Consider the following 25,683-nt stretch of genomic DNA (forward strand, 5'->3'; position numbering starts at 1 on the left):
CGTCAGTTTATGTACACCAAGTTTGTGATTGTGGTGGATGATGATGTCAATGTCAGGGACTGGAAAGATGTAATTTGGGCTATTACCACTCGAATGGATCCCGCACGGGATACCACGCTGGTGGAAAATACGCCGATTGATTATTTAGATTTTGCCTCACCTGTCTCTGGACTCGGTTCCAAGATGGGGTTGGATGCGACCAACAAACTCCCAGGTGAAACTGATAGGGAGTGGGGGAGACCCATCGTCCGAGATGCGGATGTGGTTAAGCGTATTGATGCTATTTGGGATGAGCTGGGATTGGAGAGCAAGGAACCTAACTGACAGGCATTAAATATGCTAACGCAAAATAAACGATATTTAATATCGACAAAGCTATAATCAGATAAAGCGTGATTTTCATGCCGAGAACACGCTTTTTCAGATCATGGTTTTTGATACCTATGGCATGGATGAGCCTACCCGTGAGCAGGGTGATACCAGCGAGATGAATCATCCAGTTGTATACAATGATGTTTTCAAGAAGAAACATCAGAATCAAGGTGATAGGAATGTATTCAGTGGCATTACCTTGTGCTCGGATGGCTAACTGTAATTCTTCATTGCCACCATCACCCAATCCGATTTTATGTTGTCGGCGCACAGCAATAACACCCAGTGATAACTTGACGATAAATAAGGCGCAGAGGCTGGCATAGAGAGCTGTAATCATAATGACTATCCTCGTTTAATGTCCGTCGGTATTACCGCTTACCCAGTGTTGGCCTTGTTCGGTAAATTCTTTTTTCCAGAATGGTGCCTTGTACTTTAATTCTTCAATTAACCAGTCACAGGCATCGAGTGCGGCACGGCGATGGGCTGACCAGCAGGTGATAACGACTATGGCATCGCCGGGCAGCACTTCACCCACACGGTGAACGATCAGGCAGTCCAATAATGGCCAATGATCTTTTGCTTTATCTTCCAGTTTTTGCAGGTAACGTGCAGTCATCGCCGGATAGTGTTCGAGCAGCATCTTGGTAATATCCGGACGATCACTAAAGTCGCGCATCGTACCGATAAAACTGGCCGTGGCGCCAAATTGACCTGCTATGTCCTGAGCACGTTGTTGCTTGGCTATGATTTCCCAAGGCTCAATACGCTGTTCACTCACCCAGCTCGACATATTAACCTCCGGTCACCGGTGGGAAAAAGGCCACTTCATCACCATCTTGGACGGGAGTGTCCAGCTTGGCATAGTCCAAGTTGATGGCGACAAGCAGATTATCTGGTACGGGTTTATTTTGAGTCGCTTGATTCCAGGCATCCAGAGCTGTGCTGGCGGCAGCAAGTTCTATATCAGATTGACCTAGCTTTTCACGAAGGCTGGCAAAAAATTTGACTTGAATACTCATCTGGTTGATCGTTTCAGCTAAATTTAAAGCTAGAGGATAACATTTGCGATGTCAGATTTGACCCATTTTAATCAAGCCGGTGAAGCACATATGGTTGATGTTGGTGGAAAAGCAACCACAGAGCGGCTTGCCATCGCAGAGGGGAAGATTTTGATGCTGCCTGACACATTTAAATTAGTGGAGCAAGGCGGACATAAAAAAGGCGATGTTTTGGGGATTGCTCGCATTGCCGGGATTATGGCGGCGAAAAAAACAGCTGATGTCGTACCGTTGTGTCATCCTCTGGCTTTAACAAAGGTTTCAGTAGAATTTGAATTAGATAATAAAAATGCATCCATTCACTGCCGGGCAACGGTCGGGACCAGTGGTCAGACTGGCGTCGAAATGGAAGCTCTTACTGCAGTTCAGATCGCCTTGTTGACGATTTATGATATGTGTAAAGCAGTGGATAAAGGCATGATCATGACCGACATTGGTTTGCTGGAAAAATCAGGTGGTAAAAGCGGTCATTGGCAACGTCTTTAGGTAAATATTTCGTCAAAACTAACAAGCTCACCTGAGCGTGCGGTATCGTAGCCTTTGAAGTCTCTGACTTTTCGATGGAAAGCATCGCTTTTTAATAAGCTGATAATGGCTTGAACCCGAGGGTCATCCACTAATAACTGCGGTACGACCAAGCAGTAGTGTTCCCATACCAAAGGAATGAATTCCAGATTAAACTTGTCGGCAATGGGAGCGATACCGAAACCGATATCTGCTGCACCACTGGCAACCATGGCTGCAACGGCCATGTGCGTAAACTCTTCATGCGAGTAACCTTTAATCTCGTCACTGGAGATATGATGAGCGGCAAGCAGTTGATCAAACAAGGTTCGAGTAGCAGACCCCATTTGACGGTTGATAAAAGTGACACCATCCATTGTTAGAGAGCGGATATCATTTATCTGTTTTGGGTTATCACGGGACACCATCAAGCCTTGGTTTCGTCTGACAACATAGATTAACTGATGCTGTTTTTCATCCAAAAGTTTGAGGTAGTCGATCATCAAATGACGTTTCAATTCACCGATAGGGAGGTGAAAGCCGGCAATGTGACAATCACCGGCTTTGAGTGCTTTCAGACTTTCCTGACTGCCATGAAAATGTAAATCCAATAAAAAATCAGATTGCTGATCAATTAATTCTTTAAGAGCCCCTACAGCTAAGCCATGACTGGTAAAAATCTTAAACGTATCACGTGGACTATGATCGAGGATGGCTTCAAATTCTCGTTTTAGTTCTGTAGAGAAGTTATCCAGTTCAGGAGAAAAAGAGGCACTGAGGTGTCGGTTCGCATGCATCAGTTTCTCCCCGACAACCGCTAACCGAGCTCCCCGGCCTCGCTCAAGAATAACTAATGGCTGGCCCAGTAGTGCTTCCCATTTATTCAGTAAACCCCAGGCAAAACGATATGACACACCAAGTTTGTCTGTTGCTTGTTTTAAAGAACCCTCTTGCTGAATGGCTTCAAGCATCTGAAACAGAACGTCATCGATATGATGTGGTTTTCCATGCTGGGTCAGTTGCCAGTGAAAGTCTATTTTAATTTCCATGATTCACATCGGGTAAGTGTTGTAACAAAACTGTCATGATAAACGCCTTTTAACCGCTAACTAATATTACAAGCTGTTTTGCAGCTACGTAGTGTTAAAAATTCAGACAAGGAGAACAACATGACGATAAAGAAAAGCCTGCTGGCTGCCGGTCTTTTGGCTGCATTATCGGGCCCTGCCTATGCGGGATCTGAAATTGAAACTCTGATTAATATGCTGCATGAAAACGGTATGGTCAATGATGATCAGTATGGCCGTTTGATGGCAGAGTTAAAACAAAATCAGGCTCAAGCACAACAAGAAAAACAACAAGTTGATGCTAAGCTTGCTGAAGCGACAAAACCCTCCGATGTTGAAGTCACTGTCAAAGGTGGGATTGGGGTGAAAACCCGTGATGGCAAGTTTGAGAGTAAGTTAGGTGGTCGTTTACAAGCGGATGCGGCAACATACAGCGGTCAGCCAGAAATGGGTGACGGTTCTGAGTTCAGACGTGCACGGATTTCTTATGCAGGCACAATGTATAACGTTTGGGACTTTAAGCTCGAATATGACTTTGCCAGTACAGGATCGAACGGCAAAGGTATCACCGATGCCTATCTGGCCTACACCGGATTTGAACCATTGGATATCACGGTGGGTAATTTTAAAACACCATTCAGCTTAGATTATCTGACCAGTGCTAATAACACATTGTTTATGGAACGAGCCCTGCCTAATGCTTTTTCATCAGGAAGAAAGATGGGGATCATGGCCAGTAACGCAACCAACCATTGGTCATGGGCGACAGGTATCTTTGGTGATTCCATCAATAATAAAGGTGGTCAGAATGATGAAGGCTGGGGGGCAACGGCTCGTGGTACTTGGGCACCGATTAATGATGGTGTGCATTTTGTTCATTTAGGACTCGGTCTTGACTACCGTGATACCGGTGATAGTGGCGATGTGGGTTTTGATAGTGAAGCCGAGTCACATGTGTCCGGTGTGAGTATTATTGATACAGGCGACATCAGTTCCGTAGCAGACTATTACAATATTGGCGCTGAACTTGCGGCAGGTCATGGGCCATATTCTGTCCAAGGTGAATATATCACCACCCAGGTGAATCGTAATAACGGTAAAGATGCGGATTTTGATGGCTGGTATTTGCAGGCCGGTTATATATTGACGGGGGAGACTCGCCAGTACAAAAATGGTGTTATGGGTGGTGTGAAACCCAGTTCCATTGTTGGTGACGGTGGTGTTGGCGCATGGGAGCTGGCATTGCGCTATAGCTCACTCGACTTGAGTGATGCCGGAATCGATGGTGGCGAGGCAGATGCCATGACCTACGGAGTAAACTGGTATCCCACACCCACATTACGCTTTTCTGCAAACTATGTGGATGTACTGGACGTTGATGGTGGACCGAATGACAATGATGAGCCATCCGTATTTCAAGTGCGAAGCCAATGGGCTTTTTAAGATAAGTTAACAATGAGGGCTGCTTGGCAGCCCTCTACTTTTTTATTGAGTATAAAGCTTATTTTTCTGGTTTATTTAGCTTTTTTTGGTTTTTCTTCACCAATTGCGCCATCAGCTCTGGCTTTGAGGTAGTTGTAAATATTTTCCCGACCTTTCATGACTTTCGGGTTCGATGCCCAAGCTGGCATACTACCAATCGTTCCAGTTTTTCCATGTTCAACGGTGTTAAAAAACTCTTCTTTAGAGATCACATTGAGACTTTCAGCTAAATTAGGTCCGACCATACCTTGCCCGTATGTACCATGGCAGCGAGCACAGAAATTTCTATAAAGTTTGAAACCGGCGTAACTAGCGGAATCAAGCTCATTACCATTGGTTACAGTATAAGGTTTGTCATCAGCAAAAGCGGATGTGGCAGACATAAGTAGTAGCGCCGCAGAAATTGCAACTGGTTTAATTGATTTAAGTTGAAACAACATTGATATCTCCATCAAATCTGAACAGCCAGCCCCAATTAGCGGGGCCGGATAGTTCGATCATAGGATGTTATTTTGCTGTCAGGTTGGGTGATTTGCCTTATTGTGCAGGTTAAATGCCCTGCTTTGAGAGGGGTTTATCCTCGATTCAATAAATCTCTCAAATCAATTAATGCGGCATTGGCCCGTGACACATAAGAAGCCATCACCAATGAGTGATTAGCAAATAGGCCAAAACCACTTCCATTCAGAATGACCGGACTCAATACCGGTTCCTGTGTGGCTTCCAGCTCTCGAATGATCTGGCGTAGACTCACCAGCGCATTTTTCTTTCTTAATACGTCTGAAAAGTCATATTCCACTGCTTTCAGCAGATGGATTAGGGCATAGGTTGTGCCTCGTGCTTCGTAAAACACATCATCAATTTTATTCCAAGGTGTTTTTGTCACCACTTCATCCGCCAGTGGGGTTGACTGTAAGGCTTCTGCATCGCCTGCTAGATCGGTATTGATACGCACCTGTCCTACACTGGCCGTGAGACGCTGTGACAAACTGCCCAAGCGTTTTTCAGCAACAGATAACCAAGAAACCAGGTTGTCTGCTCGGGCATAAAACTGAGCATCATCCTCATTACTACTCAGTCTAGCCAGATAGGACTTGAGAGATTTAATGCCGGCACGATATTCACGTTCTGTCGGTGGGAAAAGCCATGAGTTGGAATTAAAGTTGAACTGAGGTTCGGCAAGTGCCAGATCCTCATCTTCTCTGGACTGGGATTGGGAACGGCTGATGTCGTTGCGCAATACACGAGAAAAATCACGAATCTGTACCAGTACTCCGAACTCCCAGCTAGGCATATTGTCCATCCAGACGGAGGGTGGCATGACATCATTTGTGAGGTAGCCACCAGGTTTATCTAGAAGGTTTTCAGCGAGGGTGATTAGTGTAGCTGTTGATGTATAACCGGTGACGAGATGTTGTTGCTGTTGCGATGCCATGATTCTGGCATTTTCAGTGGGTTCAAACTCACTTGGGGCGAAATTCCACCATATCATCAAGGTCATCATAAAAATAGCAACAATACTAAGAATGATGCCTGCTGTCTTAATGATACGTTGACGGGTCGTGGTATCAGCGAAACTGCCGCTGACTGACCAACCTAAATCACGGATTTTATCTGTTAAGCGTTTCATTGACATCTCATATCTGATTAAGTGGGAATGTTCTGTGACAGCTTATGCGCTATGAATCTTTAAGACAATGGGGTTAATGAAAGACAATTCAAGCTTGACTTAAATTGCTTCACCTCAGAATAATGACGGGTTTGCAAAAATGATTAGGAAGCGGGGGACGCTTTTGTTATGACATTGAGAATTGAGATCGATGATCTGGCCAAATACTTTGGTGCGATCAAAGCCGTTGATGGTGTGTCTTTTTCTGTCAGTAAAGGCGAAGTGCTCGGGTTTTTAGGCCCAAATGGCGCGGGTAAATCAACGACGATGAAAATGATTACCGGCTTTTTAACACCGACTAAAGGCACGGTAAGAGTTTGTGGTTATGATGTACTTAATGACCCTATTTCGGTAAAAGCGCACTTGGGATATCTTCCTGAGGGCGCACCAGCGTATGCTGATATGACGCCGGATAGTTTCCTGAAGTTCATTGCGGAAATTCGTGGAATCAAAGGGGCAGACAGACGGCGAGCTGTCGATAGTGCAGCAGAGCGGGCACGTATCACCAATGTCATGTATCAACCCATCGAAACGCTCTCAAAAGGCTATAAACGTCGTGTAGGACTAGCGCAGTCTATATTGCATAATCCGCCTGTGTTAATACTCGATGAACCTACCGATGGTTTGGACCCTAATCAGAAACACGAAGTCAGAACCTTAATTAATGAAATGGCTGAAGATAAAGCCATCATTATCTCTACCCACATCCTCGAAGAAGTGCATGCGCTATGTACCCGCAATGTGGTGATTGCCAACGGTAAAGTGAAGTTTGATGGTACACCACAGGAACTCGAGTCGAGATCACGTTATTACAATGCGGTGGTCGTCAATGTAGCGGATGTCGAGCAGAAAGCATTCGAAAGCTTCCTGAATTCATTAGCCTTTGTTGCTCGTGTTGAACCTTTGGAAAGCGCTGGATTTAGAGTGTATCCGAAACAAGGTCAACAAATTACTGCAGAATTATCAGAAAAGATTCGTAAGAATGGGTGGAGTATTGATGCCCTTCATGCGGAGTCAGGACGTTTGGACGAAGTCTTCCGCAGTATCACCATGCCAAATACGGGAGCCAAAAACTGATGAATATTCGTAATATCTGGTTCATTATGAAACGTGAATTCAATGGCTACTTTGCTACACCAGTGGCTTACGTTTTCATCATCATATTTTTGCTGCTTACCGGTTTTTCAACGTTTTATGTCGGTAATTTTTTCCAACGCGGTGAAGCGGATCTTTACCCATTCTTTTCCATGCATCCGTGGCTGTATATTTTACTTATTCCTGCTATTTCCATGCGTTTATGGGCTGAAGAACGTAAGAGCGGGTCAATTGAACTATTAATGACCTTACCTGTTTCTGTGTTTGAAGCTGTTATCGGTAAGTTCCTCGCCGCATGGGCATTTACGGGCTTAGCCTTATTCTTGAATTTCCCTTTATGGATTACGGTGAATTATCTCGGTAACCCGGATAACGGCGTCATTGTGGCAAGCTTCTTGGGAAGTTTACTCATGGCTGGTGGTTTTTTGGCGATTGGTTCATGCATATCCGCGATTACCAAAAACCAAGTGATTGCCTTTGTCATCAGCTTGATTATCAGCTTGGTATTTGTACTAAGCGGCTATGGCATCGTCATTGACTTTTTCAGCGGCTGGGCACCAAAAACACTGGTAGAAACAGTGAGCTCGTTTAGTTTCTTGACCCATTTTGACGCTATCAGCAAAGGGGTCATCGATATGCGAGACATGATGTATTTCATTTCACTAATCGTTATCTGGCTATTTGCGAATGCCCTTATCGTCAATGCTCGTAAGGCAGACTAGGAGAGAATTGCGACGATGAATAAACAACTTTTATCTGCAACCGGCCTGATTTTGGCCATTATTTTGTTTGTATCTTTCAATGTTGTCGTTAATGGCAATTTCAAATCTGCTCGTGTGGATTTAACAGAAGATAATCTTTATACCTTGTCAGATGGCACCATCAATATCCTGCAGTCAATGGATGAGCCGATCAGCCTGCGTTTCTACTACACTGAAAAAGCAGCTCAGGCGTTGCCCAGCTTAAAATCGTATGCTCAGCGTGTACAAGAGTTATTGCTTGAGTATCAGCGTGCCTCAAACGGCAAAATTCGCCTGTTTATTATGAATCCTGAACCTTTTTCATCAGATGAACAGCGTGCCGATCAATATGGCTTACAGTCCGTGCCTATTGATGGTGAGTCTGATCCTCTGTACTTCGGTCTGGCTGGTACCAATGAAATTGATGGTGTTGAAACCATACCTTTCTTTCAACCAGAGAAAGAAGACACACTTGAATACGACCTGACAAAACTGATCTACAAACTTTCAAACAACAACAGAAAAGCCGTAGGTGTTATCAATTCGCTTGAGGTGGATGGTGAGCAGTATGACCCACTTAAAGGCGAAGTCGCTTCTCCTGATGGAGCCAAACCCTGGGCAGTGATGGCAGAATTGCGTCAGATGTTTAATGTATCAATGTTGCCCACTGATATCCGTCGTATTCCATCCAGCATGGATGCGTTAGTGGTGATTCACCCGAAAGAATTATCTGAAAGCACGTTGTATGCGATTGATCAGTATGTTTTAGCTGGAGGTAAATTAATTACCTATGTTGATCCTTATGCAGAAGTGGATAAACCGAAAAAAGATCCGGACAATCCGATGAGCGCCATGCTGGCACCACGTAGCTCAAATATGGAAGAACTGTTTACAGCATGGGGATTCAAACGTTCAAATACGGATGTCGTGGCTGATAGAAAAACAGCAACCAAGGTAGATTTTGGTGCTAAGACAGACTATCAGCCTATTGATTATGTTCTATGGCAAAAGTTAGTAAAAGATAACTTCAACAAAGATGAACGTATCACCTCAGCATTGCGTCAACTCAATGTCGCCACGCCAGGACGTTTTGAAATTCTGGATGAGCATACCACTAATATCACACCGCTTTTCTCTTCAAGCAATGAAGCCATGCTGGTTGATAAAAGGGTTGTTCAGTTTCGTAATGACCCTGTCGCATTATTGACCAAATATCAGGCGGGAACCATTAGTTACCCTATGGCAATACGTGCGCAGGGCGAAGTGAAAACAGCTTTCCCGGATGGAGCAAAAACTGTATCAGGAGACATCAAAAAAATGCCTGGGCATTTAGATAATGCAAAACAAGCTATTGATGTCATTGCGATCGCCGATGTGGACATGCTTGATGACCGTTTCTGGGTGGAAACGCAGGATTTTTACGGTAAACAGTTGGCATTTAATACCTCTAACAATATCGATTTCTTGATTAATGCGATCGAGGATATGACTGGCAGTGAGGGCCTAATCAGCATTCGTTCTCGTGCTGGCTTCTCCAGACCGTTCCATAAAGTCATTGCACTCCAACGTGATGCAGAGAAGCGTTTCCGCACCAAAGAACGGGAATTGCAAAACAAATTAAAAGAAACGCAACAACGCATAGCTCGTATGCAGGTTCAGCGAAGTGGTTCAGGGGAGCAGATTTTGTCTCCTGAACAACAAAAAGAAATTGCTGAGTTCCGCCTGACAGCCAATAAAACTCAACAACAATTACGAGATGTGCAAGCTAATTTACGTAAAGATATCGATAAACTGGATGCACAGTTGAAGTTTTTCAATATTGGATTAGTACCGATATTAGTCGGGTTATTAGCGGTTTTCACTGGCTGGATGCGTATCCGTAAACGTAATAAAGCCCGTAGCCAACAATAACGATACTGTTTTAGTCGACTAGAAAATAGGTTTATAAAATGACAAAAAAATTCAACAGTTTGACTATTCTTTTCATCGTCACAGTGTTGATGGTACTGCTGATGCTGGTAACCATTTATCGCACTGATGATAATGATGATGACTATGGTTTATTGTTTCCAGACTTGTTCAGTGAATTAAGTCAGGTTGATTCGATTGAGTTTAGTAGTGGTGAAGATCAGTTTTCTTTACAACGACAAGGCGAAGATTGGTTTATTCCTCAGCACTATAACTATCCTGCTAACTTTGATGAAGTGAAGCGGATGTTAATCGATCTGTCAGAAGCGAAACTGATGGAGAAGAAAACCAATAACCCCGAACAGTACCCGATTTTAGGTGTGGATGGCGCTAAACCTGAAACGCCAGATGGTGACTCGATCAAAGTCATATTAAAAGAGGGCGATGAAGCCATTGCCGGTTTACTGCTGGGTAAACAACGAGATGTGACCGTGGCCAGTGCCGGGCCCAAACAGTTTTACGTGAGACGGGTTGGTGATGAGCAGAGCTGGTTAGCAGAAGGTTATTTATTAATCAGTCCGGTCATGCTTAACTGGATTGATAGTCAGGTGATTAATCTTGCACGTGAACGAATTGCTCGTGTGGAAATTATCCAACCTAATGGTGATATGGCCACTTTGGTCAATTTAGGCAAAAAAGATAGATTTGGCACACCCGAATCAGGTGAGAAAACGGTCTTCAAATATCCTCAGCTAGGCTATGACATTGCGGGCTCTTTACATCAATTGCGCATGGAAGATGTTTTGCCTAAGAAAGAGTTTAATCGTGGTGATGCCGATGTGGTTATTGCCCGCTTTATCACTTTTGACGGTTTAGTTGTCACATCAAGAACGTCATTTATTGATGGTTTCTATTACACCACCTTATCAGCAGATTATCAGTCAGACCTTATTTCTGAGGCACCAGATGATATTAAAGCGTTAGAAGTCTTGAAGTCTGATGAACAAGTGAAGGCTGAAGTTGAACAGCTAAATGAGAAGCTATCTGATTGGGTCTACCGTGTCAGTGGCTTTACTGGCACCAATCTGATGAGAGCTAAGGCTGATATCGTTACGGAAAAAAATAATGTGATTCCGATGCCCTCTGATTTAAATGGTTTTGGACCTTTAAACTAAATTAAAAAAGGCTCCCTGAGGAGCCTTTTTTATTTCAGCATAGATTGAACCGCTGCTGCCAACTCATCTGCTGAGAACTTAGGTATAAATTTATCTGCACCGACTTTAGATACCAATGCCTGATTAAATGTGCCACTCATTGAGGTGTGCAATAAAATAGGCAAACTTTTCATTGCTGGATCCAGCCGAACTTCTGATGTCAGTGTGTAGCCATCCATTTCAGGCATTTCAATATCCGAGATCATTAATGCAATTTTCTCGTAGATATCTTCGCCCGCCGCTTCCCACGCCTTAAGCATGTCTAGCGCTTCTTTACCATTTTTAGCCAAAGTAATTTCTAGACCGATTTGTTCTAGTGTACGTTTTATCTGGTTTCTAGCCACACTGGAGTCATCTACAACCAATATGTGTTGGCGTATTTCTTGGTTATGCTCAGAGTAGTTATTCACTAACTCTGACGAGACATCTGCCTCAATACCCATGACTTCTGCTAATACTTGTTCGACATCAATAATCTGAACTAGCTTATCCTCGAATTTAGTAATGGCTGTCAGATAGTTACTTGCCCCTGACGCTGCCGGTGGTGGTAATACGTCTGACCAGCTGATATTGATGATGCGTTCTACAGAGGTGACTAAAAAGCCCTGAACAGAGCGATTGTATTCGGTCAGAATAACAAAATTGTCAGCCAGATCCTCGAGAGAGCGTCGCCCTATACTCTGTGATAAATCGACGATGCTAACCGTCTGACCACGAATGGATGCCATACCTTTTATATTAGGATGAGACTGTGGCAATTTCGTTAGATTAGGACAGGCTATCGCTTCACGTACTTTAAAGACATTAATCCCGTAAAGTTGAGCTGTGCCCAAACGAAACAACAATAATTCCAGCCGATTGGTCCCAGCAAGGTTCGTGCGTTGGTCTACACCATCAATAATACTGCTCATATTGACTCCTGTTTACTTAATGAGGCTATCGGCAAGGCTTGTTAAGTCTTGAGTTTTTAAAATCATGTCTAGGCATATAACTTGCAACAAACTATTCAGAAAGTTTTTTGATCTTACTGTTCAGGTGAACTCTCATGATTCGTAGATTACTTTTATCATGTTTAAGTGCCGTTTTATTGACACATTCTGTCTATGCAGATTCTTTACAGTCTTTAGCGGGTATTGAACAAACGGCTTATGTTTTTGCAATGAATGATGCACAAGCTTATTATGACAATCCTCAAATTACTGTTGATGCTATGGATAAACGTTTGCGACTGCAAGCGTGTGATGGCAAGCTGAGTGCATTTTCATCATCCAGTGCTGATACCACTGGAAATAGAACAATTGGAATACGTTGCAGCACACCAACAGAATGGACTGTTTACGTCTCTGTCAAAGTGAAAGTTTTGCGTCCTGTTGTCGTGGCAGCAAGAGCGCTCAGCGCCAACCAAGTTCTGAAAGCATCTGATGTCAAAACAGTGATGCAGGATATCAGCGATTTGCGACAAGGTTTTATCCTTTCGCCGGATAATGTTGTAGGGCAGCAGTTGAGATATTCACTCGCGATGGGAACAGCATTAACTCCACGTAGTCTCAAACAGCAGAAAATTGTACAGCGAGGCGAGCAAGTTATTCTTGTTGCACAAGCTGGCTCAATGGAGGTCAGGATGAATGGTATGGCAATGGAAGATGCAATCTTGGGTGACAAAATTAAAGTGAAAAATAGTTCTTCGAACAGAGTGGTTGAGGGTGTCGTGCAAGCACCAGGGGTTGTTCAAGTAACAATGTAAAAAGTTCTCAACTTTCATTATTTGCTGCCGATACAACCAATATAAAGTAAATGGAGACACGTTATATGTCTGAAATTAATAACATTAAGCCACCATCGCAGGCTGAATACAGCTCGTTGCGAAACATTGGTGAGCGTAAAGAGACTGCAGAAACATCGCCGTCAACCACAACATCGAGCCCAAACACGGAAAGCGATAAAGTGAGTTTAAGTGATACGCTGTCGCAAGTAGAAAAAAGCTTAGCTGATGTTCCCACTGTAAATCAGGCAAAAGTTGATTCTATTAAAGCGGCAATTGAGGATGGTAGTTATCAGGTAGACAGCCAACAGTTGGCACGAAAAATGATTGATTTTGAGGGTAACTTTTAAGAAAGGATAACCCCATGTCTATGAATGCCATGCAACAGCTGAGTACTATTCTCCAATCTGAGATTAGCAGCAGTACAGCAATCGCAACGCTGCTAAAGCAAGAGCGTGAGGCATTGAAGGCTTCAGACGTGGATAAAGTGTCTGAAATAACTAAACAAAAACAACCTTTTCTGTTAAAACTTGAGCAATTAGCAAGACAGCGTGAACAGTTGCTGACCGCTGTTGGCTTTCCATCAGGCAAGTCAGGTCTAGAAGCATTTATTGCGAATCAGGAAGAAACTGATGCCAGCCGCATGACTGCTCAAGTAGTACGGCTTCGTGAGGTGGCAAAAACTTGCCGTGAATTTAATCAGATTAACGGCGGCATCATTAATGTAAACCGGCAATATTTGACCAGAGCATTATCTATACTGCGTGGACGCGATCCCGAAACAGGTGCTTATGGTCCTGGTGGCGAATATACAAGCCAAATTGTTAGACAACCTTTAATTGGCCGAGTTTAGTGCTTGCACCAACCGGCTAAAACATCCACCCATGCTGGATGGTCATTCATGCATGGTATCAACGTCAATTTTTCGCCACCCGCTTCTTTAAAGACTTCTTCACCACGAATAGCGATTTCTTCCAGTGTTTCCAAGCAGTCAGTCACAAAAGCTGGACACAAAACCATGACATGTTTTGCGCCTTGTTCAGCTAACTCACGTAACGTGTCTTCTGTGTTAGGCCCAAGCCATTTTGCACGACCCAACCTTGACTGGAAGGCAACAGAATAGCGATCCGTAGCCAAGCCTGCTTGCAGTGCAAAGCATTGTGTTGTTCTCATTACCTGATGGCGATAGCAAGTTTGGTGAGCGGGATGACTGCCCTGACAGCAATTGTCTTGTTTCAGACAATGAGTACCTGATGGATCCAGTTTCGTAATGTGGGACTCAGGTAAACCATGATAGCTGAATATGATGTGGTCATACTCTTGCTCTAAATAAGGTTGTGCGCTGGTCACCAATGCTTTTATATACTCGGGCTGATCATAAAAAGGTGGAACAATCTTGAGCTTGATATCCAATTGATGCTTGCTAATCACGCGTCTGGCTTCTTCGATAGAAGTAGTGACTGTGCTGTCAGCATAGTGGGGGTATAGAGGTATGTAGAGAACTTCTTCTATCGATTTATCAGCCGTGATTTTTAATAGTTGTTGTTCTATGCTCGGATTGCCATACCGCATAGCCATTTCAACAGGATGCGTTACTTGTGTCTTAAGCGCATCTTTTAATTTTTCAGATAAAGCGATAAGTGGTGAACCTTCCGCTGTCCACACGCTTTGATATGCCTCGGCAGAAGCTTTCGGCCTTGATGGCAACACAAACAGACTGACAATCATGCGTCGAAGTAACCACGGTAGTTGAATCACATAGGGATCCATTAAAAACTGGTTAAGGTACCGACGTACAGCGGGTGTGGTTGGGGCATCCGGAGAGCCAAGGTTGGCTAATAAAATGGCACGTTTTGTCATAAAAGTTACGATTTATTCAGAAGATTGTTAAAGGCATCATCAAGGTCAGTATATTGGAATTGATATCCAATTGCTGTGGCTTTTTCAGGATATGCACGCTGTCCTCCCAATAAAAGCTGAGACATTTCTCCCAGTGCGCATTTTAATAACCATTCGGGTGCTTTGAAAATGGCTGGGCGATGCAGATGTTTTGCCAATGTTGTTGTAAATGTGGCATTGGTCACAGGGTGAGGAGCTGTGCCATTAAAGACGCCTTTTGCTGAAGGTGTCTGACTGAGGTAAATAATGAGATTGACGATATCCGATATATGAATCCAAGGCATGTACTGATCCCCTTTTCCAAGTGTGCACCCACCACCAAGTTTGAAAGGTAGAAGCATACGTTGTAAAACGCCACCCTCGGTGCTTAGAACAAGGCCGGTGCGGATAATACACACTCTTACTTCATCGGCTGCTTCAAGAGCCGCTTTTTCCCATTTTTCACACAGTTCGTGGGCGTAATCATGCTGATAATCACTTAATTCCGTCAGCGGCTGCTGTTTTTGGTCGCCATACCATCCGACGGCAGAGCCACTGATGAGTGCATGAGGTTTGGCTTGCCGCATTTTTATCCAGTTGACTAGTGCTGCAGTTAGACCAATTCGACTTTGTTCCAATATGTTTTTTTGTTGCTTGCTCCATTTCTTATCAGCGATAGGTTCTCCGGCAAGATTGATAACAATATCGATTTTTTGATCGTCACTGATCTCATCCAATGATTGTATGGCTTTAACATTTCGGCCGCATTGCTTGTAGACCTTTGTCTTATCTCGACTGAGTACGGTAATGTTGTGTCCTGCTGCCAGCAGCGTTTGACACAAGGAGCGGCCAATAAGCCCAGTACCACCAGTAATTAAGTAATGCATATTGATACCCTCAATAAACTTCACCGACCTTCACATTTTTTAGTCAGTCAATTGTTAAGATAATTAGTACAGCATGAGGCGGATGTGAAGATATGAAAATAAAAGTGGGTATCAGTAGTTGTTTATTAGGGCATGAAGTACGTTACGATGGCACGCATAAACATTTACGACTGGCAACGGAGAGCTTATCTCGCTATTTTGACTTTGTAGCTGAGTGTCCTGAAGTGGGCATCGGAATGAGTATTCCAAGAAAACCTATCCGCTTAATCGGTGATCCTGAAAAACCCGAGGCCGTTGCTGTGCACGATGAAAGTATCAACTACAGCAAAGCACTAACAGAGTATGGTGAAAACAAGGCAAAACAGTTTCACGACTTATCTGGTTATATTTTTATGAAAAATTCGCCAAGTTGTGGATTATTTCGGGTAAAGGTTTATCAGGAAAATGGTTATCCATCCCATACCCCGGGGCGAGGCTTGTACGCCAAAGCATTAACAGATGCACATCCTTTGCTACCTGTCGAAGAATCAGGACGCTTGTGTGAACCTCTTTTGAGGGAAAATTTTGTTACTCGAGTTTTTGCCTATGCCAATTGGCAAGATATGCTAAAACAAGGGCTGAATACGAAAGCTATTTTAGACTTTCATGTCCGCTATAAATATACCTTGATGGCACATTCTCCATCAAAATATGCTGAACTTGGGCGAATGCTAGCCGATGCGGGTAATCATGATGTTGATGCGCTGGCTGAGCGTTATTTCACGGAGTTAATGACTACACTGAAATCATTAGCATCCAGAAAAACGCACACGAATGTATTAATGCATCTACAGGGATATTTGAAGAAAAAAATTTCCAGCCAAGAGAAACAAGAGTTAGCCGGCATTATTGATCAATACAGAACAGCACAAATCCCACTTATTGTGCCTATCACTTTGCTGCGACACCATTTTAATAACCATCCAGACCCCTATATCAATAAGCAGGCTTATTTGCAGCCTTACCCTGATGACTTGAGTCTTAGAAATGCCATTTGAATGACATACCTTCCATGCTGGGGCTTAACAGACAGCTCTTTTGATTGAGTGTGTAGGTTGTTGCTTATTATTGGAAAACTGACATACATAGGTGATATTCTCATCCAATTGTGAACTTATAGACAGATTAAGATGAACATGGATGATCAAGAGATATTAAGAAAACAAGCGGATCGCTTATTTGAGGAGGCCTTGTTTTCAAACCTGACGGTCATCGGTGTTTCGATATTAATCGTGACAGTTCTATTTGATTACCTGCAATCACAATCGCTTCTGTTGGTCGGATGGAGTTCAGCCATCTGTTTATTATCAATCTGTCGTTTAGCCGTTTTATTCCTGTATAAAAAACACAATGCTCTTTTTGGTCTGAGCGCTAAGGGCTGGATGACGCTTTATACCTTTTTGACGGGTTGTGTAGGCACTGTTTGGGGGCTTGCGAGCATTTTCTACATCGTGATTGATGATATTCAAATCAACACGCTTTTCTATATATTGATCAGTACCGTTGTTGCTGCGGCGGTACCTGTATTAAGTGCATGGTTTCCGACGTTTCTGGCTTATACCATTCCACAGTTAGTGTTATTGACAAGTATGTCTTTGTATCAAATTCAGACGGTAAATGTGGATAAATTAGCTTACATACTCACCGTGGGGTTCATTGCTTATTATTTATTAATGTTCTCAATGGCCAGACGAGCGAACCAAAACCTGATTAAGAGTTTGAAGTTACAAGAGAGTAATCAATATCTGCTGACAAAGCTGAATGATGAAATGTTGCAGCGTGAAGAGCTGATAAAAGAGCGAACAAAAGAGCTAAGCTTGAGTAACGACAAGCTAAAAGCCAGTCAGGAACACATGCTCAAATTATCACGTGCAGTGGAGTCCAGTCCCAATCCTATTCTGATAACGGATGCAAATGGCACAATTGAGTACGTCAATAAACGTTGTGAAAAACTCTCTGGCTACACCGCTGTGGAAATGCACGGCCAAAGGCTGGAAACCTACAAATCTAATAAGCTGCCATCGGCATTTTTTGATGAAATATGGCATCAGACGGCTTCTGAAGGACAATGGTCTGGTGAAATTGAGAATTGCCGTAAGGATGGCAGTCACTATTGGGTCAAGCTTTATCTTGCTGCGGTATATGATGATCAAAAAAATATTAATCACTATGTGGCTATCTATGAAGATATTACCGAGTCGAGAAAACTCGCTAAGAAACTCTCATTTCAGGCAACGCATGATGATTTGACGGGATTAATTAACCGTACTGAGTTCGAGCGACGCTTATCTATGTTGGTGAATGATGCACAGCGAATAGGGACTCAGCATGCCTTATGTTTCCTCGATTTAGATCAGTTTAAGGTAATCAACGATACCTGCGGCCATATTGCTGGTGATGAGTTGCTTAGACAGTTAGGTAGTTTGCTTGGAGGTTCGACACGCAAGAGCGACACACTGGCCCGACTAGGAGGAGATGAGTTTGCCATATTAGTCGAAGACTGTGAGCTGGAAAAAGCGGAGTTTATTGCTAATGAGATAAAAGAGTTGGTTTCCCAGTTCCAATTTATCTGGGAGACGCAGGTCTTTACAGTGGGTGTCAGTATTGGGGTGACAACCATTACTTCTGCTACCAGAAATCGAACTGAGGCACTTAAACAAGCCGATAGCGCTTGTTATGCCGCCAAAAATTCTGGTCGAAATCGAGTTTATGTCTACCAGGAACAAGATCAGCAATTGACAGCTCAGAAAGGTGAATTTAAATGGGTCAACGAAATTAAAGAGGCCTTGATTGAAGACCGCTTTGAGCTATACGCACAGCCTATTGTCAGTACAGAGACTGAACATCTGGCAATGTATGAAGTTTTAGTCAGACTTAGAAGCAAAGCAGGGCAGTTATTTCCACCAGGCGCATTTTTATCCTCTGCAGAGCGCTACAATTTATCAGACAGGATTGATAAATGGGTTGTCAGCCATGTCTTTGAATGGCTGGAGCAGCACTATCATTCTTTACCCCATTTAAACTATTTAGCTATCAACCTCTCTGGAGCAAGTATAGGGGATGAAGGCATGCTGGCTTATATCAGAACAAAATTATCTGCAGCTTCCTTTAATCAGGAAGTGATCAAGTTTGAAATCACCGAAACAGCAGCGATTGCTAATCTGAAGCAAGCACATCATTTCATCAATAGTGTGTTAGCTCTGGGTTGTCAGTTTTCTCTGGATGATTTTGGTAGTGGTCTGTCTTCATTTGCCTATCTCAAAAACTTGCCTGTTCAAAGTATCAAAATTGATGGCATGTTCGTGAAAGATATGCACGTCGATCCACTTGATTATGAAATGGTTAAATCGATTAACGATATTGGGCATGTCATGGGGTTGGAGACCATCGCTGAGTTTGTCGAGAGTGAAGAGATATGGCAAAAACTCAAAGCGATAGGTGTGAACTATGGACAGGGATATCACCTAGGTAAACCGGCGCCTATAGATCAAATCCTGCAGTATTCAGAGAATAGAGCAGCCAACGCAGAGTAAAAAGCGATTTTCAGTGGTTTAATCGAGTCAACAGAGTCAGATAATTGACATCATATTTTGATTGCTGATAGAGACTGAATTTACTCATCTTGTTGATTTAAAACAAATAAAAGTTTTTCTTGTTTTTCCGTATTTGGGCATATTTCCTGCAAAGACTTAGATATCAAGGTTAGTTTACTTTTTTGATGATTAAGTCTGTATAGGAGATGATTTATGAATGCCCTGGCAAAAATGGATGATGCCGCTCGTTTACAACACGAGCAAAAGCAATTTTCACAACTATCAACCCACTACGACAGAAAATACCGTACAGGCTGGTTTCGTATGCATGGTGAACCGAGACCCTGTTTCACTCCAACATTGTTAAGTGAGATTGCGAGTTATTTTTCAAGTGTGAAACAAGACATGCGACTGACTCAAGGACAAAAATATGACTACCTTGTCTTAGCATCTGATGTGGAGGGTATCTTCAATTTAGGTGGAGACCTAGGTCTATTTTCACAGCTTATCGAGCGACAAGATGCTGATGGTTTATTGGAATATGCTGTCAGTTGCATCAATGTTCTGCATGCCAATATGTCACATCTTGATAGTGATTTGACGACCATTGCTTTAGTGAAAGGTGATGCATTAGGTGGCGGGTTTGAATCTGCTTTATCAAGCAACGTGTTAATTGCTGAAAAGGGCGCGAAACTTGGCCTTCCAGAAGTGTTGTTTAATTTGTTTCCAGGTATGGGCGCTTTTTCATTGTTATCCAGAAAAATTGGCGCATCAAAAGCAGAAAAGATGATTCTGGAAGGAAAACTCTATTCTGCTGAAGAGCTTTATGAGATAGGCGTTGTCGATATTCTTGCTGAAAAAGGTCAAGGTGAGTTGGAGGTCTATCGGTATATTGATAAAGCCAACAAAAATGCCAATAGTCGCCGAGCCATGAGACAAGTTAAGGATGCCTGTAATGCGGTAAGCTATGACGAATTATTGACGATCACTAAAATCTGGGTAGACGCCGCATTGAAATTAGAGCCTCGCGATTTACGAATGATGCAGCGTCTGGTGCAGCGTCAAACAAGTAAAGTGGATCTTGGCGCCTCAGTTAATGCTTAGTCTCATAGTGATGATCTGATAGGGTTTGTTTGAGTGCCGTTAATGCCTCATCAAATGCCTGTTTGATATCGCGCGCGACTTGCTTGATTTCAGGACTGTTGACGTGTTCTGGTTTGAGTTGTTCTGCCTGACGAGCTAATTCAGCTAATTTGATAGCACCGATTTCTGTTGAAGAACCTTTTAATGCGTGGAGGCTTTCACGAAATTGATAATAGTCATCAAAAACGGCATTGTTGATGATGTCAACATGTTTACGACCATCATATTCAAAGCCACTGACCAGACTTTTGATGAAGTCTTCTCCGCCCCCTAACTGTTCTAGTTCATGGATGAGGTGGCGATCAAGGACTGGCTCCTCGTTAGTCTCCGCCTGAGAAACTGATTGTTGTAAATTGGTTGATGCACTATCTGAAGAGTATTTCTCAATTTTAGCTACCTCGGACAGCAGCATTTTTGAATCGATGGGTTTAGTCAGAAAAACATCGGCCCCAGCATCAATACAGTTTTGTCGAGTTTCTGGAGTGGCATCTGCAGTGAGAATCATTGACGGTATTTTTCTTGATGTATTGATAAATTGCGCTGCTTTAATGATTTCAATGCCAGAGTAGCCAGGCATGTTCATATCCAACACCATTAAGTCTATGTCATCAAAGCGAGTACTGATCATATTTATCGCTTCTTCGCCTGTGTTGGCAATAATGAGTTTATGTCCTAATTGCCCAAGCAGACCGGCTAATACACGCTGATTAACATTATTATCTTCCGCTATCAAAATGGTCAGTTTTGTCTCGCCACTGGCTTCAGCCTGATAAAAATCATTAAGCTTGACGACTTTATCAGCGTTATAAACGACTGACTCAGCAGAGTGGATAGCGTTAAATAAGGTGCGTTTATCATTGATATCACTGACCGCAGAGCGATAAAACTGATTCAAGTCATCATCTTGTAATACATTGGCTTGATGATTGATGAGCACAAGAGACAGGTGTTGAAGGCGTTGCTCCTGGCCTAACAATTTTGCATATTGGACAGGACTGATTCCGGCCAGGCATTCATTATCAATGATTAATGTTGAATAAGGGGTTTCTTGCTCGGCTGCGTTCATCAAGACTGACATTGCTTGTGCAGATGATTGGACGAAGTGATAATCAAGTTTCCATGTGTCAAGGCTTTGACGTAACGATGATGTCGTGGCCTCCGTGGCCAGAATGAGTACTTTATGTTGGTTTAATTCCAAGTCATATTCAGAGTGGGTGTCAAAAGGCAATTCAAACCAGAATGTTGTTCCTCTGCCTAATTCACTTCTTACACCTATCTCTCCTCCCATGAGTTCTACGAGTTGTTTTGATATGGTTGTTCCAAGCCCTGTGCCCTGATACTTCGAGGTGTTCGACATATTGGCCTGAGTGAAGTTTTCAAAGATCTTATCGAGATACTCTTCTGCGATGCCTATGCCTGTGTCACGAACTTCAAAACGAATTCTTGTTTTTTTGCTTATTGTATCAGTGGTTTTTTGTTCTAACAGTAATTTTACAGAACCGGAATCAGTAAATTTAATGGCATTACCCAACAGATTAATCAGGACTTGTTGCAAATGCTGAGGATCGCCAATTAGGTGATAGTCGATACGTGAATCTATGTGATAACTCACTCGAAGCGCTTTTGACTCCCCCATAATAGCCTGCAGTTCAATGACATTGTTTATCAGCGAATGTAAATCAAAGCTCTCTCTGGCGATATGAATCTTACCCGCTTCAATTTTTGAAATATCCAGCACATTTTCAATCAGACCAGACAAAGTTTGTGCTGAGTTTCTCATGATGTTGACGAACTCATATTGCTGTGGACTGAGTTTGGTTTCTCCAAGTAGATCAGCAATGCCGATAACACCATTTAGTGGTGTACGGAGTTCATGAGACATATTTGCCAAAAAGCGGCTTTTTGCCTCATTCGCCAACTTTGCTGTTTTGATAGCAACGTGCAGTTTGTTGATTAAAAATGCAGAGTATAAGGGGATAACGATCAGTAAGAGTAATAAGCTGTAACCGATAAGTTGATGTTGAGGTAGTTGCCAATAAGGGCCATAAACAACGGCAACGCTAAAACCAATCAGACCGACGGATAACGAGAGATAAAGATATTGTGTGCCGTAGCGAAACCCATTTCCGAGAATCACCCACAAATAGAGAATAAAAAGAAATACACTCTCATCCCCTGAATAGAACATGAGTATCGACAATGAGCCTAAATCCAACAAGATGCCGGCAAACCGTCTGATAGGAGAGGGGCGTGGGTTACGTATGAGTGCTATGGCAATGGCCATGGCACCAGCATAATAGGCAAGCGTTACCAGTGTTGGATGAGACAGTAAGGTGTCTTGAAGGCGCTCACCATCACTCCATGGCAAGGCAAAATAAAAAAGGATACCCAAGCCGATTGTTAAGCGAACTTTAATAGCTTGTTCAGGCTCACTATCACCTGTTTTGCTCAATAGTATGCGCAAGCGTTCTAGGGTGGCTGAAAAGAACGTTTTATTTTGCAGTGTTGCCTTAGGTGATTCGTTCATAGGGGTCATCTGCATATTCAGCCTGAATCGTTTTTATCTTATCAAGGCTTTTGATAAATGCATCAACGCAGTCGGGGTCAAAATGACTGCCAGCTTGGTTTTGTATGTAATCAATAGCCTCTTCAGTACTCCATGGAGCCTTATACGGCCGGGCAGAAACTAATGCATCGAATACATCAGCTACGGCTACCACGCGTGCAATGAGGGGGATATCCTGTCCTTTCAGACCATTTGGGTAGCCTTTTCCATCAAAACGTTCATGGTGATTCAAGGCGATAACGGCACCTGTTTGCATATACCGGGATTGACTGTCAGAAAGGATGGCATGACCAATAGTTGTGTGAGTTTGCATGATCTCCCATTCAAACTCATTCAGTGGTCCTGCTTTGAGTAAGATACCGTCTGGAATCCCAATTTTGCCAATATCATGCATCGGAGCCGCGTACTCTAATTCCTCACACTCTTGTTGTGTAAACACATTCAATGCTGCGGCAATTTCACGTGCGTACTTTGCCATACGAATGACATGGTTGCCTGTTCCTTCATCGCGGTATTCTCCGGCACGGGCTAATCTTAATAATGTTTCTTTTTCACGGTCGACGACTTTCTTTGTAGCGATTTCTACCTGTCTGGCCAACCAATCAGCACGATCCTGAATGATCAGATGCTGTTCTTGCATTTGTAACAGGTTACGGCAGGTTGTTCGACACTCGATTTGGTCAATGGGTCTGGTGAGAAATGCGGTTGTACCGGCTTCAAGCGCCTCATAACGCACCGACTTCTCACTCACGACTGTAATCATGACAATGGGAACGGTCTGGCAGTGAGCTAAAGCACGAACCTTTTTGATAAACTCCACACCATTCATGTTTGGCATGCGGTAATCAGTAATAATGAGATCTGGTTCATGCTCGTTAAGCCAGCGCAGCCCTTCTTCTGGGCTACTCAATGACGTGATATCGATATTTTCTGCCACCTGCTGAATAACGCGCTCTAGAATGGTACGACCGGTTGATTGATCATCAATGATCAATATCTGCTTTGATTTTTTCAGAATGCTTTGCCTCCTTGCGTTTGCATATGAACTTTGAATGATGGATTTATCTTGCTGAATCAAGGTAACGGACCTGATTGTCTTTGCTTTTTTATAGTGCATCCTGCAGTAAAGCCACTAAAAAAATAGCTCACGGAACCTGTAAGCTGACAGTTGGATAGCTATGGCTCATTGAAAACGTCAGTTTGATACATAGCCTAGCCCATTATGCGTATAAGCCTATTGTTAGTCTAGTCGATAATGTTACCTGTATCACGAAACGTCAGGTTATATCGCGTTTGTCCAGTTTGTGGATGATGACCAAGTTTCAGGGGTTGTATACCATGAAATCGTAAGCGGTCAACGCCACCCCAGATAACCACATCGCCATGTTCGAGTAGATGATAGTTCACTTGGTCACTGCGTTTAAAACCACCAAACTGGAAAATTGCAGGCACGCCCAGTGATAATGAAACGATAGGTTGTGACAAGTCGTGTTCATCCTTGTCTTGATGTAAGCCCATTCCGACTTTGGGTATGTATTGGTTAATCAGACACACATCTGGTTGAAAATGATCAAACCCAACGGATGAAGCCAGCTCCATTGCCAGAGCTTTAAACATCGTCGGCATTGCTGGCCAAGCTTGATTGGTTAATGGATCAAGACGGCTGTATCGATAACCTTTCTTATCACTTACCCAGCCCCATTCACCACAGTTGGTCATTTTGGCGCCGACATAGTGACCTCGTTTTGTCTGCATTTGTCTTAACGGAGATGAGCTGATGATGCGATCGATTTCTGTTAATAGCTCGTCGGCTTGTGTTTTGATTGCTCCTTTCACAAGGTAGCTTTGATCAGAAATTTTAATCATAGAGAGGTAAAGGATTGTGTCGAGCTGTCAGCCGCGGGAATTTCACACCAATAATCAAACGGATGCGTTCATTTTACTTAATGAATCGGTAAGAAACCTAGTTAAATCATTCTATAAAAGATAGAATATGGAAATCGTCTTGGGGGAGTAGTCTACTCACCTACCGGTGTTTGAAGCTGTCAACATAATTGAACCCTCAAGGTTCATGGCAGTTTCGTACCAGCTTGCTGGTATTGACAAGACCTAAGACAAATAATGATCGCTCAGGCGGGAGGTCGTTGTTTGTCTTGGTATTGTTATCCCGCCGGAGTTATATCATGGATGCTTTTCTTACCTCTACTTTGACTGTTTCACTTGCTGAAATAGGCGATAAAACCCAGCTTTTATCCTTAATGTTAGCAGCACGATTTAGTCATAAATCAGCGATCGTTGCTGGTATTCTAGTAGCTACATTATTGAACCATGCTGCATCAGCCTGGCTTGGCACGTGGCTGGGACAGTATATTCTTGGTCCTACAGGGCAGTGGATACTAGGCTTAAGTTTTATTGTGATGGCTGGTTGGTTACTGATTCCAGACAAAGAAGATGATGATGCCATCAAATATCAGAAATATGGCGCTTTTCTTGTTACGACTGGTTTATTTTTTATTGCTGAGATTGGTGACAAAACACAGGTGGCAACCATTGCTTTAGCGGCAAATTATCAAGATATTGTCATGGTAACGCTGGGAACCACCATCGGGATGCTACTGGCAAATATACCCGTCGTTTATGCTGGCGAAGCGATGTTGAAGATTATCCCTCTCAAAGTGGCAAGGTGGGTAGCCAGTTTGGTGTTTATGATTATCGGCTTAAGTATCATGCCGTGGTAAAAGCCTGAGATCGTATCAGCGAAAT

The 25,683-nt window shown here is 43.1% G+C and carries 25 protein-coding genes and 1 pseudogene; 14 read left to right on the top strand and 12 right to left on the bottom strand.

Going from position 1 to position 25,683, the window contains the following annotated elements:
- Window positions 1-324, top strand: a pseudogene (locus B3014_RS10345) (UbiD family decarboxylase domain-containing protein); the annotation flags it as partial.
- On the opposite strand, the gene B3014_RS10350 reads toward B3014_RS10345, so the two are convergent.
- The 3 genes from B3014_RS10350 to moaD are packed head-to-tail and all read right to left on the bottom strand — an operon-like array spanning window position 317 to window position 1,394.
- A complete protein-coding gene (locus B3014_RS10350) occupies window positions 317-712 on the bottom strand; it encodes an MAPEG family protein (protein WP_286303742.1) in 396 nt (131 codons plus the stop codon). The pseudogene B3014_RS10345 and the gene B3014_RS10350 overlap by 8 nt on opposite strands.
- Before the next feature lie 15 nt (window positions 713-727).
- Entirely contained in the window at window positions 728-1,165 is a 438-nt protein-coding gene (locus B3014_RS10355) for a molybdenum cofactor biosynthesis protein MoaE (protein ID WP_289244435.1), read from the bottom strand.
- A gap of 1 nt (window position 1,166) precedes the next feature.
- A complete protein-coding gene (gene moaD, locus B3014_RS10360; RefSeq protein ID WP_286303744.1) occupies window positions 1,167-1,394 on the bottom strand; it encodes a molybdopterin converting factor subunit 1 in 228 nt (75 codons plus the stop codon).
- Window positions 1,395-1,442: 48 nt separating this feature from the next.
- On the opposite strand from moaD, the gene moaC reads away from it, so the two are divergent.
- The gene (gene moaC / locus B3014_RS10365; protein ID WP_289244434.1) at window positions 1,443-1,919 is read left to right on the top strand and encodes a cyclic pyranopterin monophosphate synthase MoaC; all 477 of its coding nucleotides are present in this window, start codon (window positions 1,443-1,445) and stop codon (window positions 1,917-1,919) included.
- Here the strand turns inward: moaC and B3014_RS10370 are convergent.
- Window positions 1,916-2,986: a substrate-binding domain-containing protein gene (locus B3014_RS10370; protein WP_289244433.1), complete on the bottom strand. Its 1,071-nt coding sequence runs from the start codon at window positions 2,984-2,986 to the stop codon at window positions 1,916-1,918. The genes moaC and B3014_RS10370 overlap by 4 nt on opposite strands.
- Before the next feature lie 120 nt (window positions 2,987-3,106).
- Here B3014_RS10370 and B3014_RS10375 point away from each other — a divergent pair, with 120 nt between their 5' ends.
- A complete protein-coding gene (locus B3014_RS10375) occupies window positions 3,107-4,447 on the top strand; it encodes an OprO/OprP family phosphate-selective porin (RefSeq protein ID WP_289244432.1) in 1,341 nt (446 codons plus the stop codon).
- 71 nt (window positions 4,448-4,518) lie between these two features.
- On the opposite strand, the gene B3014_RS10380 is transcribed toward B3014_RS10375, so the two are convergent.
- Together B3014_RS10380 and B3014_RS10385 are read right to left on the bottom strand one after the other, a co-directional pair.
- Window positions 4,519-4,926, bottom strand: coding sequence for a c-type cytochrome (locus B3014_RS10380; RefSeq protein WP_289244431.1), 408 nt, complete (start codon window positions 4,924-4,926; stop codon window positions 4,519-4,521).
- Between the two features lie 134 nt (window positions 4,927-5,060).
- Window positions 5,061-6,116: a DUF2333 family protein gene (locus B3014_RS10385; protein WP_289244430.1), complete on the bottom strand. Its 1,056-nt coding sequence runs from the start codon at window positions 6,114-6,116 to the stop codon at window positions 5,061-5,063.
- Between the two features lie 168 nt (window positions 6,117-6,284).
- Here B3014_RS10385 and B3014_RS10390 point away from each other — a divergent pair, with 168 nt between their 5' ends.
- Genes B3014_RS10390 through B3014_RS10405 form a run of 4 tightly spaced genes read left to right on the top strand, consistent with a single transcriptional unit; the run spans window position 6,285 to window position 11,073 of the window.
- Window positions 6,285-7,232, top strand: coding sequence for an ABC transporter ATP-binding protein (locus B3014_RS10390; RefSeq protein ID WP_289244429.1), 948 nt, complete (start codon window positions 6,285-6,287; stop codon window positions 7,230-7,232).
- A complete protein-coding gene (locus B3014_RS10395; RefSeq protein ID WP_286303752.1) occupies window positions 7,232-7,972 on the top strand; it encodes an ABC transporter permease subunit in 741 nt (246 codons plus the stop codon). Before B3014_RS10390 ends, B3014_RS10395 begins: the two co-directional genes overlap by 1 nt.
- Window positions 7,973-7,987: 15 nt before the next feature.
- Window positions 7,988-9,901 (top strand): Gldg family protein, encoded by a 1,914-nt coding sequence (locus tag B3014_RS10400; RefSeq protein WP_289244428.1) that lies wholly within the window; start codon window positions 7,988-7,990, stop codon window positions 9,899-9,901.
- A 38-nt stretch (window positions 9,902-9,939) separates the two neighbouring features.
- Complete coding sequence (locus B3014_RS10405; protein WP_289244427.1) at window positions 9,940-11,073, top strand: DUF4340 domain-containing protein; 1,134 nt, start codon at window positions 9,940-9,942, stop codon at window positions 11,071-11,073.
- A gap of 29 nt (window positions 11,074-11,102) precedes the next feature.
- Here the strand turns inward: B3014_RS10405 and B3014_RS10410 are convergent, their stop codons facing one another.
- Window positions 11,103-12,023, bottom strand: a complete 921-nt coding sequence (locus B3014_RS10410) for a chemotaxis protein CheV (RefSeq protein ID WP_286303755.1) — start codon at window positions 12,021-12,023, stop codon at window positions 11,103-11,105.
- Window positions 12,024-12,157: 134 nt separating this feature from the next.
- Here B3014_RS10410 and flgA point away from each other — a divergent pair, with 134 nt between their 5' ends.
- The 3 genes from flgA (at window position 12,158) to B3014_RS10425 (ending at window position 13,727) form a co-directional block, all read left to right on the top strand.
- Entirely contained in the window at window positions 12,158-12,856 is a 699-nt protein-coding gene (gene flgA / locus B3014_RS10415) for a flagellar basal body P-ring formation chaperone FlgA (protein WP_286303756.1), read from the top strand.
- A gap of 65 nt (window positions 12,857-12,921) precedes the next feature.
- Window positions 12,922-13,224, top strand: a complete 303-nt coding sequence (gene flgM / locus B3014_RS10420) for a flagellar biosynthesis anti-sigma factor FlgM (protein WP_286303757.1) — start codon at window positions 12,922-12,924, stop codon at window positions 13,222-13,224.
- Window positions 13,225-13,238: 14 nt separating this feature from the next.
- A complete protein-coding gene (locus tag B3014_RS10425) occupies window positions 13,239-13,727 on the top strand; it encodes a flagella synthesis protein FlgN (RefSeq protein ID WP_286303758.1) in 489 nt (162 codons plus the stop codon).
- On the opposite strand, the gene hemH is transcribed toward B3014_RS10425, so the two are convergent.
- Window positions 13,724-14,734, bottom strand: coding sequence for a ferrochelatase (hemH, locus tag B3014_RS10430; protein WP_289244426.1), 1,011 nt, complete (start codon window positions 14,732-14,734; stop codon window positions 13,724-13,726). The genes B3014_RS10425 and hemH overlap by 4 nt on opposite strands.
- A gap of 5 nt (window positions 14,735-14,739) precedes the next feature.
- The gene (locus tag B3014_RS10435) at window positions 14,740-15,663 is read right to left on the bottom strand and encodes a TIGR01777 family oxidoreductase (protein ID WP_289244425.1); all 924 of its coding nucleotides are present in this window, start codon (window positions 15,661-15,663) and stop codon (window positions 14,740-14,742) included.
- A 68-nt stretch (window positions 15,664-15,731) separates the two neighbouring features.
- Here B3014_RS10435 and B3014_RS10440 point away from each other — a divergent pair, with 68 nt between their 5' ends.
- The 3 genes from B3014_RS10440 to B3014_RS10450 all read left to right on the top strand — a co-directional run bounded on the left by B3014_RS10440 (window position 15,732) and on the right by B3014_RS10450 (window position 20,315).
- Window positions 15,732-16,676, top strand: coding sequence for a YbgA family protein (locus B3014_RS10440; protein ID WP_289244424.1), 945 nt, complete (start codon window positions 15,732-15,734; stop codon window positions 16,674-16,676).
- A 138-nt stretch (window positions 16,677-16,814) separates the two neighbouring features.
- Window positions 16,815-19,211 carry an EAL domain-containing protein gene (locus tag B3014_RS10445; RefSeq protein WP_289244423.1) on the top strand — a complete coding sequence of 799 codons (2,397 nt, stop codon included), beginning with the start codon at window positions 16,815-16,817 and terminating at the stop codon, window positions 19,209-19,211.
- Window positions 19,212-19,424: 213 nt separating this feature from the next.
- The gene (locus B3014_RS10450; RefSeq protein WP_289244422.1) at window positions 19,425-20,315 is read left to right on the top strand and encodes a crotonase/enoyl-CoA hydratase family protein; all 891 of its coding nucleotides are present in this window, start codon (window positions 19,425-19,427) and stop codon (window positions 20,313-20,315) included.
- On the opposite strand, the gene B3014_RS10455 is transcribed toward B3014_RS10450, so the two are convergent.
- From B3014_RS10455 to alkB, 3 genes are all read right to left on the bottom strand, one after another.
- Window positions 20,305-22,881 carry an ATP-binding protein gene (locus tag B3014_RS10455; protein ID WP_289244421.1) on the bottom strand — a complete coding sequence of 859 codons (2,577 nt, stop codon included), beginning with the start codon at window positions 22,879-22,881 and terminating at the stop codon, window positions 20,305-20,307. The genes B3014_RS10450 and B3014_RS10455 overlap by 11 nt on opposite strands.
- Window positions 22,865-23,914 carry an HD domain-containing phosphohydrolase gene (locus B3014_RS10460; protein WP_289286967.1) on the bottom strand — a complete coding sequence of 350 codons (1,050 nt, stop codon included), beginning with the start codon at window positions 23,912-23,914 and terminating at the stop codon, window positions 22,865-22,867. The genes B3014_RS10455 and B3014_RS10460 overlap by 17 nt, the downstream gene beginning before the upstream one ends.
- Before the next feature lie 251 nt (window positions 23,915-24,165).
- Complete coding sequence (alkB, locus tag B3014_RS10465) at window positions 24,166-24,786, bottom strand: DNA oxidative demethylase AlkB (RefSeq protein ID WP_289244419.1); 621 nt, start codon at window positions 24,784-24,786, stop codon at window positions 24,166-24,168.
- A 317-nt stretch (window positions 24,787-25,103) separates the two neighbouring features.
- Here alkB and B3014_RS10470 point away from each other — a divergent pair, with 317 nt between their 5' ends.
- A complete protein-coding gene (locus B3014_RS10470) occupies window positions 25,104-25,658 on the top strand; it encodes a TMEM165/GDT1 family protein (RefSeq protein ID WP_289244418.1) in 555 nt (184 codons plus the stop codon).
- The last annotated feature ends 25 nt before the right edge of the window (window positions 25,659-25,683 follow it).

Origin of the sequence: Methylophaga sp. UBA678 (assembly GCF_002299105.1) — a bacterium.
Classification (GTDB): Bacteria; Pseudomonadota; Gammaproteobacteria; order Nitrosococcales; family Methylophagaceae; genus Methylophaga; species Methylophaga marina.